The organism is Pseudothioclava arenosa, assembly GCF_002358085.1.
Classification (GTDB): Bacteria; Pseudomonadota; Alphaproteobacteria; order Rhodobacterales; family Rhodobacteraceae; genus Pseudothioclava; species Pseudothioclava arenosa.
Genome location: NZ_NTJD01000006.1, coordinates 16,835 through 32,506 on the forward strand (window position 1 = coordinate 16,835; position 15,672 = coordinate 32,506).

At 65.3% G+C, this 15,672-nt stretch carries 17 protein-coding genes and 1 tRNA gene; 13 read left to right on the plus strand and 5 right to left on the minus strand.

What is annotated here, in order from left to right; all coding sequences use genetic code 11:
• The first annotated feature begins 108 nt into the window (after window positions 1–108).
• The gene (locus tag CLN94_RS08875; protein ID WP_096433331.1) at window positions 109–456 is read left to right on the plus strand and encodes a hypothetical protein; all 348 of its coding nucleotides are present in this window, start codon (window positions 109–111) and stop codon (window positions 454–456) included.
• A gap of 3 nt (window positions 457–459) precedes the next feature.
• Here the strand turns inward: CLN94_RS08875 and CLN94_RS08880 are convergent, their stop codons facing one another.
• On the minus strand, window positions 460–1,020 hold the full coding sequence (locus tag CLN94_RS08880; protein ID WP_096433333.1) for a L,D-transpeptidase family protein: 561 nt from the start codon (window positions 1,018–1,020) through the stop codon (window positions 460–462).
• Window positions 1,017–2,213, minus strand: a complete 1,197-nt coding sequence (locus tag CLN94_RS08885; RefSeq protein ID WP_096433335.1) for a MalY/PatB family protein — start codon at window positions 2,211–2,213, stop codon at window positions 1,017–1,019. Before CLN94_RS08885 ends, CLN94_RS08880 begins: the two co-directional genes overlap by 4 nt.
• 130 nt (window positions 2,214–2,343) lie before the next feature.
• On the opposite strand from CLN94_RS08885, the gene def (CLN94_RS08890) reads away from it, so the two are divergent.
• The 7 genes from def (CLN94_RS08890) (at window position 2,344) to CLN94_RS08915 (ending at window position 6,000) form a co-directional block, all read left to right on the plus strand.
• The gene (gene def / locus CLN94_RS08890) at window positions 2,344–2,874 is read left to right on the plus strand and encodes a peptide deformylase (protein ID WP_096433337.1); all 531 of its coding nucleotides are present in this window, start codon (window positions 2,344–2,346) and stop codon (window positions 2,872–2,874) included.
• The gene (def, locus tag CLN94_RS08895) at window positions 2,874–3,386 is read left to right on the plus strand and encodes a peptide deformylase (RefSeq protein WP_096433339.1); all 513 of its coding nucleotides are present in this window, start codon (window positions 2,874–2,876) and stop codon (window positions 3,384–3,386) included. The genes def (CLN94_RS08890) and def (CLN94_RS08895) overlap by 1 nt, the downstream gene beginning before the upstream one ends.
• Window positions 3,386–4,282, plus strand: coding sequence for a methionyl-tRNA formyltransferase (fmt, locus tag CLN94_RS08900; RefSeq protein ID WP_096433341.1), 897 nt, complete (start codon window positions 3,386–3,388; stop codon window positions 4,280–4,282). The genes def (CLN94_RS08895) and fmt overlap by 1 nt, the downstream gene beginning before the upstream one ends.
• 103 nt (window positions 4,283–4,385) lie before the next feature.
• Complete coding sequence (locus CLN94_RS08905) at window positions 4,386–4,625, plus strand: GlsB/YeaQ/YmgE family stress response membrane protein (RefSeq protein ID WP_096433343.1); 240 nt, start codon at window positions 4,386–4,388, stop codon at window positions 4,623–4,625.
• A 3-nt stretch (window positions 4,626–4,628) separates the two neighbouring features.
• Window positions 4,629–4,790 carry a hypothetical protein gene (locus tag CLN94_RS13995; protein ID WP_179300276.1) on the plus strand — a complete coding sequence of 54 codons (162 nt, stop codon included), beginning with the start codon at window positions 4,629–4,631 and terminating at the stop codon, window positions 4,788–4,790.
• Between the two features lie 56 nt (window positions 4,791–4,846).
• Complete coding sequence (locus CLN94_RS08910; RefSeq protein ID WP_096433345.1) at window positions 4,847–5,728, plus strand: SPFH domain-containing protein; 882 nt, start codon at window positions 4,847–4,849, stop codon at window positions 5,726–5,728.
• Window positions 5,725–6,000, plus strand: a complete 276-nt coding sequence (locus CLN94_RS08915; protein ID WP_342744542.1) for an NfeD family protein — start codon at window positions 5,725–5,727, stop codon at window positions 5,998–6,000. Before CLN94_RS08910 ends, CLN94_RS08915 begins: the two co-directional genes overlap by 4 nt.
• Window positions 6,001–6,013: 13 nt before the next feature.
• Here the strand turns inward: CLN94_RS08915 and pyrF are convergent, their stop codons facing one another.
• The gene (pyrF, locus tag CLN94_RS08920; RefSeq protein ID WP_096433668.1) at window positions 6,014–6,724 is read right to left on the minus strand and encodes an orotidine-5'-phosphate decarboxylase; all 711 of its coding nucleotides are present in this window, start codon (window positions 6,722–6,724) and stop codon (window positions 6,014–6,016) included.
• Between the two features lie 221 nt (window positions 6,725–6,945).
• On the opposite strand from pyrF, the gene clpB reads away from it, so the two are divergent.
• Window positions 6,946–9,561 (plus strand): ATP-dependent chaperone ClpB, encoded by a 2,616-nt coding sequence (clpB, locus tag CLN94_RS08925; RefSeq protein WP_096433347.1) that lies wholly within the window; start codon window positions 6,946–6,948, stop codon window positions 9,559–9,561.
• A gap of 175 nt (window positions 9,562–9,736) precedes the next feature.
• Window positions 9,737–11,005, plus strand: a complete 1,269-nt coding sequence (locus tag CLN94_RS08930; protein ID WP_096433349.1) for a DNA polymerase IV — start codon at window positions 9,737–9,739, stop codon at window positions 11,003–11,005.
• On the opposite strand, the gene CLN94_RS08935 is transcribed toward CLN94_RS08930, so the two are convergent.
• Window positions 11,006–11,872 carry an N-formylglutamate amidohydrolase gene (locus CLN94_RS08935; protein ID WP_096433351.1) on the minus strand — a complete coding sequence of 289 codons (867 nt, stop codon included), beginning with the start codon at window positions 11,870–11,872 and terminating at the stop codon, window positions 11,006–11,008. It abuts the gene before it with no gap.
• 148 nt (window positions 11,873–12,020) lie between these two features.
• Between CLN94_RS08935 and CLN94_RS08940 the strand changes: the two genes are divergently transcribed.
• From CLN94_RS08940 to CLN94_RS08950, 3 genes are all read left to right on the plus strand, one after another.
• A tRNA-Val gene (locus CLN94_RS08940) sits at window positions 12,021–12,095 on the plus strand.
• Window positions 12,096–12,171: 76 nt separating this feature from the next.
• Complete coding sequence (ykgO, locus tag CLN94_RS08945; RefSeq protein ID WP_096433353.1) at window positions 12,172–12,297, plus strand: type B 50S ribosomal protein L36; 126 nt, start codon at window positions 12,172–12,174, stop codon at window positions 12,295–12,297.
• Between the two features lie 213 nt (window positions 12,298–12,510).
• Window positions 12,511–14,289, plus strand: coding sequence for a PHA/PHB synthase family protein (locus CLN94_RS08950; protein ID WP_096433355.1), 1,779 nt, complete (start codon window positions 12,511–12,513; stop codon window positions 14,287–14,289).
• A gap of 103 nt (window positions 14,290–14,392) precedes the next feature.
• Here the strand turns inward: CLN94_RS08950 and CLN94_RS08955 are convergent, their stop codons facing one another.
• Window positions 14,393–15,613, minus strand: coding sequence for a phenylacetate--CoA ligase family protein (locus CLN94_RS08955; protein ID WP_096433357.1), 1,221 nt, complete (start codon window positions 15,611–15,613; stop codon window positions 14,393–14,395).
• Window positions 15,614–15,672: the final 59 nt, after the last annotated feature.

A 15,672-nucleotide genomic window follows, 5' to 3' on the forward strand; every position in this document is an offset into this window, starting at 1 on the left:
GCAACTTTGCTGCGCCGCCGCAAAGGTTTTACGCAGGCTTCACTTGATTTTCATCTGAGCGGACGCAGGATCAGGGCTTGGGAGATCACTCTGGGGGGAGCCACGGCCATGGAATTCATTCCCAAGGACATTGTTCAGGCGCTGCGCGATGCAGAGGCCCGCGGGCAGGCGCGCCGCTCGCGGCTGCGGATCGTGTCGGGCACGGACAGCTGGCCCGTGCTGCGGCGCTGGCGCGGCGGAGTCGCGCTGGATGCCGAGCTTGTGACCCATCTGCGCGGGCTGGTCGAGCTGCATGAAGGCAGCCGCCATATCGCCACGCTGCTGATCGTGGCCTCGGAGGTCGAGGGCGGTGAGCTGATCTGCACCGTCAAGCGCGAGACCCGGGTCACTGACCGCGCAGCGCTTGACTTCGTGCGTGCACCCGATGCGCCGATCGGCTACCTGCCGTCGACCTGAGGCTCAGGGGCGGATTTCCACAACCGCCCCGATCGGCGTGGCCGCGAACAACTCGGCAATCTCGGCATCCGCCAGCGCGATGCAGCCCGCCGTCCAGTCATGGCCCAGCGTCAGACCCTCCGGCAATTGGTTCGGCTGACCGTGCAGAAAGATGTCTCCGCCCGGGCTGACGCCCTGCGCGGCGGCGCGCGCCCGGTCCTCGGGCTGCGGATAATCGAGACCCAGCGACAGGTGATAGGCCGAGCCCGCATTGCGCCGGTCGATGCGAAACACCCCCTCGGGCGTGCGGCCGTCCCCTTCCTGCAGCTTGTCTCCCTGCGGCGAAAACCCCAACCGGATGCGATAGACCCTCATCAGTCGGTCGCCTTCGAACACCTGCATCCGACGCGCGGATTTCTCGACCAGAATTCGGCTGACCGGCCCGGTCAGGGGCTGGGATTGCGTGGGCGGCAACTCCAGTTCAGGCAAGCCCGGATATGGCCGGAACGGCACCACCACCAGCAATCCGCAAATCAGCACCGCCAGCGTGAGCGCCGAAAACAGCCGCGCCAGCGCCCGGATCATTGCAGATCGGCAAAGGCCGCGCGCAACCGCTCTACAGCCTCGATGACACGGGCGCGCGGCGTGGCAATGTTGAAGCGCAGGTAATTCTCGCCGCCAAGTCCGAAGGTCACGCCGTGGTTGGCCGCAATCTTTGCCTCTTTCTCGACACGCGCGATGAATTCGGCGGGCAACATGCCGGTGCCGGTGAAATCGACCCAGGCCAGATAGGTCGCCTCAAGCGGCATCGAGCGCAGGCCGGGGATCGCATTGACCGCCTCGTCGAAAATCTGGCGGTTGCCATCAAGATACGCATTCAGCGCATCGACCCAGGCCGCACCCTCGGGCGAATAGGCCGCCGTCGCCATCGCAATCCCGAAGGAGTTGGGCGAGATCCCCAGCGCCGCCATCCGCGCCCCGAATTTCGCCCGCAGATCCGGGTCGGCGAGGATCACATTGCCCGAATGGCTGCCCGCGATGTTGAAGGTCTTGGTGGTGGCGCTCATCATCACCACAGGCTGATCGGGCACGGCCACCGGGAACGGGATGTGGCGCTGGCCCGGCATCACCAGATCGTGGTGGATTTCGTCAGAGACCAGCACGAGGTCATGGCGCCGACAGAACGCGGCCACGGCGCGCAGCTCATCCGCGCTCCAGACCCGCCCGCCCGGGTTATGCGGTGAACACAGGACCAGCATCTTGGCCGATCCGTCCATCTGCGCGTCCCAGGCATCGAAATCCATCTGATAGCGCCCGTCTTCAAGCACCAGCGGGCATTCCACCACCTTGCGCCCCGCAGCGCGGATGACCCGCGCAAACGCATGATAGACCGGCGTCATCAGCACCACGCCCTCGCCGGGCTGCGTGAAGGCATCGACACAGAGCGCCGTACCGTTGACCAGCCCGTGCGTGGTAAAGATCCAATGCGGCTCGATCTCCCAGCCGTGGCGGTTCTTCATCCACCAGCCGATTGCCGCGCGATAGGCGTCTTCGTCGCCCCAATAGCCATAGACCCCGTGATCGAGCATCCCCTGCAGCGCCTGCTGCACACAGGCCGGCGGACGGAAATCCATATCGGCCACCCACATCGCGATCCCGTCCTGCGGCGCGACGCCATAGACTTTCTCCATCTCGTCCCATTTCGCGGAATGGGTGCCGACTCGGTCGATGACCTCGTCGAAATCGGGAATGGCGGCAAACTCGGGCTTCACGGTCATCTGGCGATCCTGTCTCGGTTATTGTGCGCATCCAATCAGCCCCGGCGGACCGATGCAAATACGGAATTGTCTATGGCACAATCCCCTGCGCCCATTGCGCGAAGCGGGGCTTTCGCCTACATCACCGGGCATGAGCATTCGACCGATCCTGATCCATCCCGACCCGCGGCTGAAGAAACTCTGCGAGCCGGTCTCCGAGCTGAACGACGAGATCCGCAAGCTCGCCGATGACATGCTGGCGACGATGTATGACGCGCCCGGCGTCGGCCTCGCCGCGCCGCAGGTTGGCGTGCTCAAGCGCGTCTTCGTGATGGATTGCGTCAAGGAAAAGGATGCCGCCCCCGAGCCGATGGTGCTGATCAACCCCGAGATCACCTGGGCCTCGGAAGAGACCAATGTCTACGAAGAGGGCTGCCTCTCGATCCCCGAACAATATGCCGAGGTGACCCGCCCGAAAGAGGTGCGGATGCAGTGGCTCGGCCTCGACGGGCAGATCCATCAGGAACAGTTCGACGGGCTCTGGGCGACCTGCGCGCAGCATGAGTTCGACCACCTCAACGGCAAGCTCTTCATTGATTATCTCGGCGCGATGAAGCGCTCGATGATCACCCGTAAGATGGAAAAGCTCAAACGTGAGCGTGCCCGCACCAAGGAGGCCTGATGGCCACCCGCCCCTTCATTCCCTACGAAGACCGCCGCCTGCACACAGCCGCCGAGCCGGTCACCGCGATCACCGAAACCGTGCGGATGATCTGGGACGACATGATCGAGACGATGGAGGCGATGCCCGGCGTGGGCCTTGCCGCGCCGCAGATCGGGATCATGATGCGCCTCGCCGTGGTCGATGCTTCGGAAAAGCGCGGCCAGGCCGTGCGCATGGCCAACCCCGAGGTGATCCATGCCTCGGTGCAGATGCGCAAGCATGACGAGGCCTCGCCCAACCTGCCCGGCGTCTGGGCCACGATCGAGCGCCCGCGCGCCGTCACCGTGCGCTTCCTGAACGATCAGGGCGCGGTGGAAGAGCGCGATTTCGTCGGCCTCTGGGCGACCAGCGTTCAGCACCAGATCGACCATCTGAACGGCAAGACCTATCTCGACCATCTCAGCCCGCTGCGCCGCAAGATGCTGGTGCAGAAGTCGAAAAAGGGCTCGGGGCAAAAAGGGAGCCGCTGATGCGCGTGATTTTCATGGGCACGCCCGATTTCTCGGTGCCGGTGCTCGAAGCTCTGGCCACGCAGCACGAGGTCGTCGCCGTCTACTCACAGCCGCCGCGCCCCGCCGGCCGCGGCAAGAAAGAACGCCCCTCGCCGGTGCATGCCAAAGCGCTTGAGCTCAGCCTGCCGGTGCGCACGCCGCTGAATTTCAAAGCCGACGCCGACCGCGCCGATCTGGCGGCCTTGCAGGCCGATGTCGCCGTGGTCGTGGCCTATGGGCTGATCCTGCCGCAAGCGGTTCTGGATGCGCCGAAACACGGCTGCCTCAATATCCACGCCTCTCTCCTGCCGCGCTGGCGTGGTGCGGCCCCCATCCACCGCGCGATCATGGCGGGCGACGCGAAAACCGGCATCTGCATCATGCAGATGGAGGCGGGGCTCGACACCGGTCCGGTGCTCTTGCGCCAGACCACGCCGATCGAGGCCACCGAAACCACCGGCGAACTACACGACCGCCTCTCGGAAATGGGCGCCGCGCTGATCCTCAAGGCGCTCGACGGGGTCGAGACGCTGCCCCGCACGCCTCAACCCGAAGAGGGCGTCACCTACGCCCACAAGATCGACAAGGCCGAGGCCCGGATCGACTGGTCGCGCCCCGCATCCGAGCTGATCCACCAGATCAACGGGCTCTCGCCCTTCCCGGGCGCCTGGTGCGAGATCGCGGGCGAGCGGGTCAAACTCCTGCGCGCGGCCCCCGCCGAAGGCAGTGGCGCCCCCGGAGAGGTGCTCGGCGGCTTCACCCTCGCCTGCGGCACCGGCGCGCTGGCAATCCTCGACGCGCAGCGTGAGGGCAAACGCCCGATGCCCGCCGCCGAAATCCTCAAGGGCCTGAACCTGCCCGAGACCCTCTCCTGATTTCATCGAGTCCGAAATACTCCGGGGGAGGCCGCAGGCCGGGGGCAGCGCCCCCTTTCCTTCCCCCGCCCGAAGGCGCATCATCCTCCCAAAGGAGCGCATCATGAACATCATCGCCCTGATCGTGATCGGCCTCGCTGCGGGCTTCCTCGCCACGCGGCTGATGAAGATCGAAACCGACATTCCCACCACCATGGCGATCGGCATCGCTGGCGCGCTGGTCGGCGGCTTCGTGCTGCGCGGCCTCTTCATGATGTCCGGCTGGATCGGCGGCTTGATCGGCGCGGTGCTCGGCTCGATGGCGCTGATCTGGCTCTGGCGCCGCTTTGGCCCGAGGTTGTAACCGATGCTCGGCCTGATTTTCGGCGCCGCGACCGCCGCGACGACCCGTCTCTTCGGGCTGGCGCTCACGCTCGCGATCTTTCTGTTTTCACGCCCGGGCGGCTGGGCCGTCGTGGTCGTGGCCACGCTGATCGGCTGGAAATTTCTGAACCAGAGCCCTGATTGAGCCTTTCCATCCCCGCCAGTCCCCCCAATATTGAGGGGAATGATGGGGAGTAAGTCATGATTTCTGAATTTATCGGCGGCAACGCGGTCCTTCTGGCGCTTGCCGGTTTTGTCATCCTCTCGATTTTCCTCGGCGTGCGGATCGTCTCGCAATCCGAGAAGCACGTGGTCGAACGCTTTGGGCGCCTGCGCGTCGTGCTCGGCCCCGGCATCAACTTCATCGTGCCCTTCCTCGATGTCGTGCGCCACAAGATCTCGATCCTCGAACGCCAGCTGCCCAACGCGATGCAAGACGCGATCACCGCCGACAACGTGCTGGTGAAGGTCGAAACCTCGGTCTTCTACCGCATCACCGAGCCGGAAAAGACGGTCTACCGGATTCGCGATGTCGATGCCGCGATCGCCACCACCGTCGCCGGGATCGTGCGCTCCGAGATCGGCATGATGGAGTTGGACGAGGTGCAATCGAACCGCGCCCAGCTGATCGCCAAGGTGCGCGAGCAGGTCGCGGCGATGGTCGATGACTGGGGCATCGAAGTGACCCGCGCCGAGATCCTCGACGTGAACCTCGACGAGGCGACGCGGGCGGCGATGCTGCAACAGCTCAATGCCGAACGCGCCCGCCGTGCGCAGGTCACCGAGGCCGAGGGCAAGAAGCGTGCCGTCGAGCTGGCCGCCGATGGCGAACTGTATGCCGCCGAGCAGGAAGCCAAGGCGAAACGCGTTCTGGCCGAGGCAGAGGCCTATTCGACGCAAGTTATCGCCGAGGCGATCGCCAAGAACGGGCTTGAGGCCGCGCAATACCAGATTGCGATGAAACAGGTCGAGGCGCTCTCGGATGTGGCGCAGGGCAATGGCAAGCAGACGGTTCTCTTGCCCGCCGCCGCGCTGGATGCATTCACCGATGCCTTCACGCTCCTGCGCGGAGGTGCGAAATGATCCTCTGGCAAGAACCCTGGGTCTGGATCGTGGCCGGTGTCGTTCTGGCCGGGCTGGAGATGCTCCTGCCGGGCTTCATCCTGCTGGGTTTTGCGGTTGGCGCGGTCGTGGTTGGCGTGCTGATCTGGGCGGGGCTTCTGGGCGGCTCGCTCGCCCCGATGCTGTTTGTCTTTGCGGTGTTCTCGCTGATCGCCTGGATCGGGCTGCGCCGTTTTGTCGGCGTGCAGAGCAGTCAGACCAAGGTCTGGGACACCGACATCAACGAAAACTGAGGCGCAGCGCGCCTCAGATGCCCGCGATCTCGTGCAGGATCGCCTGCGCCGCCGCGCGCGGATCTTCGGCCTGCCAGATCGGGCGCCCCACCACGAGGTGATCCGCCCCCGCCTGCAGTGCCGACGCCGGCGTTTCCACCCGCTTCTGATCGCCCAGCGCCGCGCCTGCGGGGCGCACGCCCGGCGTCACGATCAGCTTGCCCTCGGCCTCGGGCAGTGCGCGGATCATCTCGGCCTCGCGCGGGCTGGCGATGACGCCATCGGCGCCCGCCGCAAAGGCCCGACCCGCGCGTTCCGTCACCAGATCGGCGATCGCGCCCTCGCGGATCAGCGCCCCGTCCAGATCGGCACGATCGAGCGAGGTCAGGATCGTCACCGCGAGGATCTTGAGGTCTTTCCCGGCAGCCCCCTCTTTCGCGGCCTTCACCACGTAGGGGTCGCCATGCACGGTCAGGAAATCGAGGTCATATTGCGCGATCCCGCGCACCGCTTTTTCCACCGTCGCGCCGATGTCGAAGAATTTCATGTCGAGGAAGATGCGCTTGCCCATCTCTTGCTTGAGCTCATTGGCCAGCGCCAGCCCGCCCCCCGTCAGCATCCCCAGACCGATCTTGTAGAACGACACGCTGTCGCCCAGTTTCTCGACCAGATCGAGCCCGGCAAGCGCGTTGGGCACATCAAGGGCAAGGATCAGGCGGTCATCGGCGGGCAGAAATTCAGACATCGGCGGCTCCTTTGGCATCCCCTCCCTTTGCACATCTTGGGGGTGGCGCGTCAAGGCCAGCGGGCAATGCCGCGACGGGGAGAAAGCGCCCATTTTGCCGCGGCATTTCCTCTTGAACCGCCCGCCCCGCCTCCCCATCTCGGTCTCAAGACCCGGCCAGCGATCCCGTGCCTTTCGAGGGCGGCGCAATTTTCCGGGGGCTTAGAAAAAGGAGAGAACCGATGAACATGGAGAAGTTCACGGAGCGGTCGCGCGGTTTCCTTCAGGCCGCTCAGACCATCGCGATGCGCGAAGGCCACCAGCAAGTGGTGCCCGAACATCTGCTGAAGGCACTCATGGATGACGATCAGGGTCTCTCGGCCAACCTGATCCGCCGCGCGGGCGGCGAGCCGCAACGCGTGGTCGAGGCGGTCGAGGCGGCCGTGGCGAAACTGCCCAAGGTTTCGGGCGGTGCCGGGCAGGTCTATATCGACCAAAGCGTCGTGCGCGTGCTCGACGAGGCCGAGAAGATCGCGAAAAAGGCAGGCGACAGTTTCGTGCCGGTTGAACGCATCCTGACCGCGCTTTCGGTAGTGAACACCCGCGCCAAGGACGCGCTGGATGCCGGTGCCGTCACCGCGATGAAGCTCAACACCGCGATCAACGATATCCGCAAGGGCCGCACCGCCGATTCGGCCAGCGCCGAGGACACGATGGAAGCCCTGAAAAAATACGCCCGCGACCTGACCGAGGCCGCCGAGGAGGGCAAGATCGACCCGATCATCGGGCGCGACGATGAAATTCGCCGCACGATGCAGGTGTTGTCGCGCCGCACGAAAAACAACCCGGTGCTGATCGGGGAACCGGGCGTCGGCAAAACCGCGATCGCCGAGGGCCTTGCCCTGCGCATCATCAACGGCGACGTGCCCGAGAGCCTGCGCAACAAGAAACTCCTGGCGCTCGACATGGGCGCGCTGATTGCTGGCGCGAAATACCGCGGCGAATTCGAGGAACGCCTGAAGGCGATCCTGAAGGAGATCGAGGCCGCGGCCGGCGAAATCATCCTCTTCATCGACGAGATGCACACTCTGGTCGGCGCGGGCAAATCGGACGGCGCGATGGATGCGGCGAACCTCATCAAACCGGCGCTCGCGCGCGGTGAGCTGCATTGCGTCGGCGCCACCACGCTTGATGAATACCGCAAATATGTCGAGAAAGACGCGGCGCTGGCACGCCGGTTCCAGCCGGTGATGGTCGAGGAGCCGACCGTCGAAGACACGATCTCGATCCTGCGCGGCATCAAGGAGAAATACGAACTGCACCACGGCGTGCGCATCTCCGACTCGGCGCTGGTGGCGGCGGCGACGCTCTCGCATCGCTACATCACCGACCGCTTCCTGCCCGACAAGGCGATCGACCTTGTCGACGAGGCCGCGTCGCGGCTGCGCATGGAGGTCGATTCGAAGCCCGAAGAGCTCGATGCGCTCGATCGTCAGATCCTGCAGATGCAGATCGAGGCCGAGGCGCTGAAGAAGGAAGACGATGCGGCCTCGAAGGACCGGCTGGAAACGCTGGAACGCGATCTGGCCGACCAGCAGCAGCGCGCCGCCGAGATGACGGCGAAATGGCAGGCCGAGCGCGACAAGCTCGAATCCGACCGCACCGTGAAGGAACAGCTCGATCAGGCCCGCGCCCAGCTCGATCAGGCCAAGCGCGAGGGCGATTTTGCCCGCGCCGGCGAGCTGCAATACGGCCGCATCCCGGCGCTGGAAAAACAGCTCGCCGAGATCGAGGGCAGCGATACCGAGATGATGGTCGAAGAGGCCGTCCGCCCCGAGCAGATCGCCGAGGTGGTCGAACGCTGGACCGGCATCCCGACCTCGAAGATGCTCGAAGGCGAACGCGAGAAACTCCTAAAAATGGAGGAAGAACTGCATCGTCGCGTGATCGGGCAGGATGCCGCGATCAAGGCGGTGTCGAACGCGGTGCGCCGTGCCCGCGCCGGGCTGAACGACGAAAACCGTCCGCTGGGCAGCTTCCTGTTCCTCGGCCCGACCGGCGTCGGGAAAACCGAGCTGACCAAGGCGGTGGCCGAATATCTCTTTGACGACGACACCGCGATGGTGCGCATCGACATGTCGGAATTCATGGAGAAACACGCGGTCGCCCGGCTGATCGGCGCGCCTCCGGGCTATGTCGGCTATGACGAAGGCGGTTTGCTGACCGAAGCCGTGCGGCGCCGGCCCTATCAGGTCGTGCTCTTCGACGAGGTCGAAAAGGCGCATCCGGATGTGTTCAACGTGCTGTTGCAGGTGCTCGATGATGGGGTACTGACCGACGGTCAGGGCCGCACCGTGGACTTCAAGCAGACGCTGATCGTGCTGACCTCGAACCTTGGGAGCCAGGCGCTGAGCCAACTGCCCGAGGGCGCGGATTCGGGTCAGGCCCGCGCCGAGGTGATGGAGGCCGTGCGCCACCATTTCCGGCCCGAGTTCCTGAACCGTCTCGACGAGACGATCATCTTCGATCGCCTCAACCGTGACAACATGGACGGGATCGTCACGATCCAGCTGCGCCGGTTGGAGAAACGCCTTGCCGCGCGCAAGATCGCGCTTGATCTCGACGAGGCCGCGAAACTCTGGCTCGCCGACGAGGGCTACGACCCGGTGTTCGGGGCGCGTCCGCTCAAGCGGGTGATCCAGCGCGCGCTGCAAGACCCGCTGGCCGAGCTGATCCTCGGCGGCGAGGTCAAGGACGGTGAGACCGTCAAGGTCAGCGCCGGGCCCGACGGGCTGATCGTGGGCAGCCGCACCTCGGCCAGCACCCGCGAAAAACCCGCGGACGCCGCTGTGCACTAACCACAGAGAGGGGGGCTTTCTGCCCCCCTCTTGCCCTTTGCGGGCAATTCACCCCCCGAGAGTATTTCCCGCTCAGTGAAAGCCCTTTCATCGAGCTTCAAATACTCCGGGGGAGGCCGCAGGCCGGGGGCGGAGCCCCCTCGCGCGGGGCGAACCGGTGGATTAGGATCGCGCCATGCCTGCTCTTTGCCGAGATTGCCTGACCTGCTTCGAGGACGCGCCGCCGCGCTGTCCTGCCTGCGGGCGCGCGCGAATCCTCGCCCATCCCGAGCTGTTCTCGCTGCCCATCGCGCATCTCGATTGCGACAGCTTCTATGCCACGGTCGAGAAACGCGACAATCCCGAGTTGGCCGCGAAACCGCTGATCGTGGGCGGGGGCACGCGGGGCGTGGTGACGACCTGCTGCTATATCGCGCGGATTTCCGGCGTGCGTTCTGCCATGCCGATGTTTCAGGCGAAGAAGCTCTGTCCGGATGCGGTGATCGTGCCGCCGCGCATCGACTATTACGCGCAGGTTTCACGCCAGATCCGCGAGCGGATGCAGGCGCTGACGCCGCTGATTGAGCCGCTCTCGCTTGACGAGGCGTTTCTGGACCTGTCGGGCACGGAAAAGCTGCATCACGCGCCGCCCGCCTTGCAGATGGCGCGGCTGGTGCGTGCGATTGAGGAGGAAATCGGCGTCACCGCCTCGGTCGGGCTCTCGCATAACAAGTTCCTCGCCAAGATCGCCTCGGATCTCGACAAGCCGCGCGGATTCTCGGTGATCGGGCGCGGCGATACCGAGGCATTTTTGCGCGACAAACCCGTGTCGATTCTTTGGGGCGTGGGGTCGGCCACACGCGCGGCGCTGGGGCGCTCGGGGTTGCGCACGCTGGCCGATATCCGGCGCCTCAGCCGCGACGAGATGCTAAAACGTTTTGGCGGCCAGGGCGCGCGGCTCTGGCATCTGGCGCATGGCGAGGACACGCGCCGCGTCAACCCGAACGAACCGATCAAATCGGTGTCGAACGAGACGACCTTTAACCAGGACATCGCCGATCGCGAGGCGCTGCTCGGGCATCTGTGGCACATGGCCGAAAAAGTCTCGGGGCGGATGAAAGCCAAGGGGCTGGCGGGGCGCGTCGTCACGCTCAAGCTGCGGCGGGCTGATTTTTCGGCGCTGTCGCGGCAGATGACGCTGGAAGAGCCGAGCCAACTGGCCGACACGCTGTTTCGCGAGGGGCGCGCGCTGTTGGCGGGCGTGCCCGAGGCAGGGCCGTTCCGTCTGATCGGGATCGGCTATTCGGTGCTGACGCCGGCGGACGGGCGCGACCCGGTCGGCGACCTGCTCGACCCGCAGGCCCCGCGCCGCGCGGGCGCCGAGCGGGCGGCGGATGCGATCCGGGCGCGGTTCGGCCCCGATGCGATCCGCACCGGGCGCGGGCTTGGCCAGAAGAAACCCTGATTACTCTGCGGCGAGCTGCTGTCCGGGCGTTGCGGCACGGCACAGGCGCGCGGCGACCCGGTCGATCCGGTGCACGAATTGCGCGAAATCGGCGCGCGGGCGCAGGCTCGCCTCTTCCATGTAGAGGCTGCGGTCGATCTCGACCTGAACGACATGACGATTCGCCTCGGGCAGGCCGTAGCGCTCGGAAATGAAGGCCCCGGCAAAAGGCGCGTTCAGCGCAACGCGAAACCCTTCCTGACGGAACGCTTCGGCAACCGCAGCGGTGACCGCAGGGCTCGCGGCCTTGCCATGGCGATCGCCCAGAACGATCTCGGGCCGCGCGGCGCCAAGCCCCGACAACGCCTCGCTGGGCATGGAATGCACGTCGATCAGGACGGCGCGACCGAATTGCGCGCGGGTCTCGGCCAGAAGCCTGTCGAGCCGCGCGTGATAGGGGCGCCAGATCGCGGCGATCCGCGCCTCGGCCTCGGCCAGGGGCATCTTGCCGCGATAAATCGCGCGGCCACCCGAGACGACCCGCGGGATGACCCCAAGGCCCGCCGCCACCCGCGCACTGCGCACACCCCGGCCCAGCCCGTGAATCACCGCCGGATCCAGTTCGGTCTCGGCGCGGTTCAGGTCGACATAGGCGCGCGGATAGCGCGCCGCGAGCAAAGGCGCGCCATGCTCGGCCACCCCCGCCAGCAAGCGATCGACATAGGCATCCTCGGAGGAGCGCAGGGCGATCTCGTCGAGAACCGAGGCCTCTGTGAAGACGCGCGGATAGTCCGCCCCGGAATGCGGCGAACCAAAGACCAGCGCAGCGCTTTGCCGCGTCGGCAGGCTCAGGGTATAAGGCAACAAGTTCGCGGCGGGGGCGGGCATGGAGCTTCCTCGGCAATTGCCGCAGCTTACACGAGTTTTTTCCGCTCAAAACCCTCTTGAAAGCCGCCCCGACTCCTTTTATAGACCCCCGAACCGAAGCGGTTCTTGCCTTTCGCGCGTGCGATCGGAAAAGATTCGAACGGTCAGTGGGCGGTTAGCTCAGCGGTAGAGCACTACGTTGACATCGTAGTGGCCACTGGTTCGATCCCAGTACCGCCCACCATTCAATTCGCCGCCCCCGGCTTGCGCGGGGGCATTGTTTTTCAAGGCGCACGCGCGCCGCGACTAGGAGAAAGACCATGAAGGTCCGCAACTCGCTCCGCTCGCTCAAGCAGCGTCATCGCGATTGCCAGATCGTGCGCCGCAAGGGCCGCGTCTACGTGATCAACAAGACGCAGCGTCGCTTCAAAGCCCGTCAGGGCTGAGGCTGACCGAGCAGTAAAAGAAAAGGCCGCCGAGCAATGCTCAGGCGGCCTTTTCTTTGGGCCTCGCTGCTCAGGATTGAGGCGAATGCATCCGGCGTCAGCCCCGCACCGGCAAAAATATGCCGCAACGCAGCGTCAATCTGATTTACGTCAACGTCCTGTTACCATCTGCTGTATAACGTGTCGGGAAAACGCATAATTTGCGAGGCCCGCATGAACGCCGTGACTGACAAGACCCAACGGAATCGCCCGATGGCGATTCCCGCCGCTCCGATCAACGAAAACCCGAACCCGCATCCGCATCGCAATATCGACCGCACGTTGCGTGCGGGGCTCGCGAAACTGACGGGCGGGATTTCACCCTATGCGACGAGCTCCTCGGTCGCAAACTGGGCGCTGCATCTCGTGCGTGCGCCCGGTCGCCAGATGGAACTGGCGGAAAAGGCCGTGGCCAGCTCGGCCAAGCTCTGGTCCTATGCGCTGCAGCCGGGGTCGGCCCCGCCGTTCAAGGCGCCCGATTACGATCATCGTTTCCGCCATCCCGACTGGGCTTCCGCGCCGTTCAACGTCTGGTCACAGGCGTTCCTCGCCACGCTCGACTGGTGGGAAGATGCGACCCATGACATCCCGGGCCTCGATCATCACAGCGCCGAGCGCGTGCATTTCATGGCGCGTCAGGCGCTTGACGTGGCCTCGCCCTCGAACTTCCCGCTGACCAACCCCGAGATCATCGCGCGGCTGAAGTCGACCAATGGCCAGGCGCTGATGGACGGGGCGGCGATGATGTTCGCCGATATCGTCGAGATCGCCAGCCACGAGCCGCCCCCCGCCCCCGAGGGCTTCAAGGTCGGCCATGACATCGCCTGCACGCCGGGCAAGGTGATCTATCGCAACGAGCTGTTCGAACTGATCCAATACGCGCCGCAGACCGAGAAGGTGCAGGCCGAGCCGGTGCTGATCGTGCCGGCGTGGATCATGAAATACTACATTCTCGATCTCTCGCCGCAGAACTCGCTGATCAACTGGCTGGTCGGTCAGGGCCATACCGTCTTCGCGATCTCGTGGCGCAACCCGACGGCTGAGCAGGCCGAGCTGTCGCTGGAAGATTACCGCAAGCGCGGCGTGATGGAGGCGCTGGACGTCGTGTGCGACGTGGTGCCCGACACCAAGGTGCATACCGTGGGCTATTGCCTAGGCGGCACGATCCTCTCGATCGCGGCGGCAACGATGGCGCGCGACGGGGACGAACGGCTGGCGACGATCACGCTGCTGGCGGCACAGACCGATTTCACCGAGGCCGGTGAGATTCTGCTCTTCGTCGACGAAAGCCAGGTCGCCTTCCTCAGCGATATGATGTGGGAACAGGGCTACCTCGATCAGTCGCAGATGGCGGGCGCCTTCCGCGCGATCCGGGCAGAAGACCTCGTCTGGACCCGCGCCGTGCGCCGCTACCTGATGGGGATCGAAGAGATGCCCACCGACATGGGCGTCTGGAACGCCGATGCGACGCGCATGCCCGCGCGGATGCATGCGGAATACCTGCGCTCGCTGTTCCTTGAAAACCGCCTGACGGCGGGGCGTTTTGCGGTCGACGGGCGGGTGATCGCGCTGAAAGACATCAAGGTGCCGCTGTTCATCGTGGGCACCGAATCCGACCACATCGCGCCGTGGAAATCGGTCTACAAGACCAAGCTCTTCACCGATGGAGACCTGCATTTCGTGCTGACCAAGGGCGGCCACAATGGCGGGATCGTGTCGGAGCCGGGGCATGCCAAGCGCCATTACCGGATCGGGCACCGCCCCGCCGGCGCACGCTACATGGACCCCGACCATTGGCTGGAAACGCACCCGAAGAAAGAGGGGTCGTGGTGGACCGAATGGGACAAATGGCTCGGCATCCATTCGGGCGCGCAGGTGGCCCCGCCGAAACCGGGCGGCACCAAGCACCCGTCTCTGGGCGCGGCGCCCGGCTCCTACGTCATGCAACGGTAAGGGTGCAGGGGGCTCTGCCCCCTCGGCGCTCCGCGCCTCACCCCCGGAGTATTTTTCGCTCGATGAAGCGGGAGGTGGAAAGAGGGGCCGAGGCCCCTCTTTTTCAATCGTATTTGCGCTGATCTTCGATCACGAGCCCGTCGTTGGGCAGGCTGCCCGGCGCCAGAAGCTCGATCTTGCCCTTGAGCTTGAGCGCCGAGACAATACCCGCGCCGAAGCGATCCGCCTCGGTCGCCTCGGTCTCGATCTGCACGGTCATCGCGTCCATCTCGCCGTCGCGCGTCGCGATGACCCGGGCTTTCACGACCTCAGGATGGGCCGCAACGAAAGCCGCAACCTGCTCGGGGCGCACGAACATGCCCTTGATCTTGGCGGTCTGGTCAGCGCGCCCCATCCAGCCCTTGATCCGCATGTTGGTGCGGCCGCAGGGGCTTTCGCCCGCCATCACCGCCGACATGTCGCCGGTGGCAAAGCGCACCAGCGGATAATCGGGGTTGAGCGTGGTCACGACAACTTCGCCAACCTCACCCGCGGGAACAGGATCGCCGGTGCCGGGGCGCACGATCTCGACGATCACACCCTCGTCGACGATCATCCCCTCCATCGCGTCAGATTCATAGGCGACATTGCCCAGATCGGCAGTGGCGTAGCATTGCAGGCACTGGATGCCGCGATCGGCGTATTCCTTGCGAAGACTCGGGAACAGGGCGCCGCCCGAGACGGCGGCACGCGCGAAGGACAGGCCCTCGCCCATCTCCTCGGCCTTGTCGAGGATCACCTTGAGATAGTCCGGGGTGCCCGCATAGACGGTGCAGCCGATATCGACGGCGGCACGGACCTGAAGCTCGGTCTGACCGGTGCCGGCGGGCAGCACGGCCGCCCCCACCGCTCGCGCGCCGTTTTCAAAGATCATGCCGGCAGGCGTCAGGTGATAGCCAAAGCAGTTCTGAACGATATCGCCTTCGCCCACACCACAGGCATGGAGAAACCGCCCCAGCCGCCACCAATCCCGGCTGACATCACCCGGCTCATAGATCGGGCCAGGCGATTGGAAGATGTGGGCGAAGGCATGGGCGGGCTTCGTTGTCAGGCCGCCGAAGGGCGCAGCCGACTTCTGGGCCGCACCCAGATCCGATTTGCGCAGCACCGGCAGCTTTGCCAAGGCGGCGCGCGAGGTAATACTTGCCGGGTCGACATCGCCGAGATGGGCGCGCAGTCCCGGCGCGGTGAGCGCCCGTGCAATCACCTTCGGCAGATCCTGCGCCAGAGCCGCTTCGCGCGCATCCGCCGAGCGGGTTTCGAGATCGTCAAAGTAGCGCCCCATGGCTCGTCCCCTGTCTAAATCAGGCACACCGGCCCAGTGCCGCGACAGTTAATGCTGCG

Bases quoted from the DNA above. Each gene is read 5' to 3' on its own strand.
- CLN94_RS08915 (WP_342744542.1), top strand. From the start codon at position 5,725: ATGATCCTCTGGCAAGAACCCTGGGTCTGGATCGTGGCCGGTGTCGTT.
- CLN94_RS08880 (WP_096433333.1), bottom strand. From the start codon at position 1,020: ATGATCCGGGCGCTGGCGCGGCTGTTTTCGGCGCTCACGCTGGCGGTG.
- fmt (WP_096433341.1), top strand. From the start codon at position 3,386: ATGCGCGTGATTTTCATGGGCACGCCCGATTTCTCGGTGCCGGTGCTC.
- CLN94_RS08930 (WP_096433349.1), top strand. From the start codon at position 9,737: ATGCCTGCTCTTTGCCGAGATTGCCTGACCTGCTTCGAGGACGCGCCG.
- CLN94_RS08950 (WP_096433355.1), top strand. From the start codon at position 12,511: ATGAACGCCGTGACTGACAAGACCCAACGGAATCGCCCGATGGCGATT.
- CLN94_RS08955 (WP_096433357.1), bottom strand. From the start codon at position 15,613: ATGGGGCGCTACTTTGACGATCTCGAAACCCGCTCGGCGGATGCGCGC.
- CLN94_RS13995 (WP_179300276.1), top strand. From the start codon at position 4,629: ATGCTCGGCCTGATTTTCGGCGCCGCGACCGCCGCGACGACCCGTCTC.
- def (WP_096433339.1), top strand. From the start codon at position 2,874: ATGGCCACCCGCCCCTTCATTCCCTACGAAGACCGCCGCCTGCACACA.
- def (WP_096433337.1), top strand. From the start codon at position 2,344: ATGAGCATTCGACCGATCCTGATCCATCCCGACCCGCGGCTGAAGAAA.
- CLN94_RS08905 (WP_096433343.1), top strand. From the start codon at position 4,386: ATGAACATCATCGCCCTGATCGTGATCGGCCTCGCTGCGGGCTTCCTC.
- CLN94_RS08885 (WP_096433335.1), bottom strand. From the start codon at position 2,213: ATGACCGTGAAGCCCGAGTTTGCCGCCATTCCCGATTTCGACGAGGTC.
- CLN94_RS08875 (WP_096433331.1), top strand. From the start codon at position 109: ATGGAATTCATTCCCAAGGACATTGTTCAGGCGCTGCGCGATGCAGAG.
- CLN94_RS08910 (WP_096433345.1), top strand. From the start codon at position 4,847: ATGATTTCTGAATTTATCGGCGGCAACGCGGTCCTTCTGGCGCTTGCC.
- clpB (WP_096433347.1), top strand. From the start codon at position 6,946: ATGAACATGGAGAAGTTCACGGAGCGGTCGCGCGGTTTCCTTCAGGCC.
- CLN94_RS08935 (WP_096433351.1), bottom strand. From the start codon at position 11,872: ATGCCCGCCCCCGCCGCGAACTTGTTGCCTTATACCCTGAGCCTGCCG.
- pyrF (WP_096433668.1), bottom strand. From the start codon at position 6,724: ATGTCTGAATTTCTGCCCGCCGATGACCGCCTGATCCTTGCCCTTGAT.
- ykgO (WP_096433353.1), top strand. From the start codon at position 12,172: ATGAAGGTCCGCAACTCGCTCCGCTCGCTCAAGCAGCGTCATCGCGAT.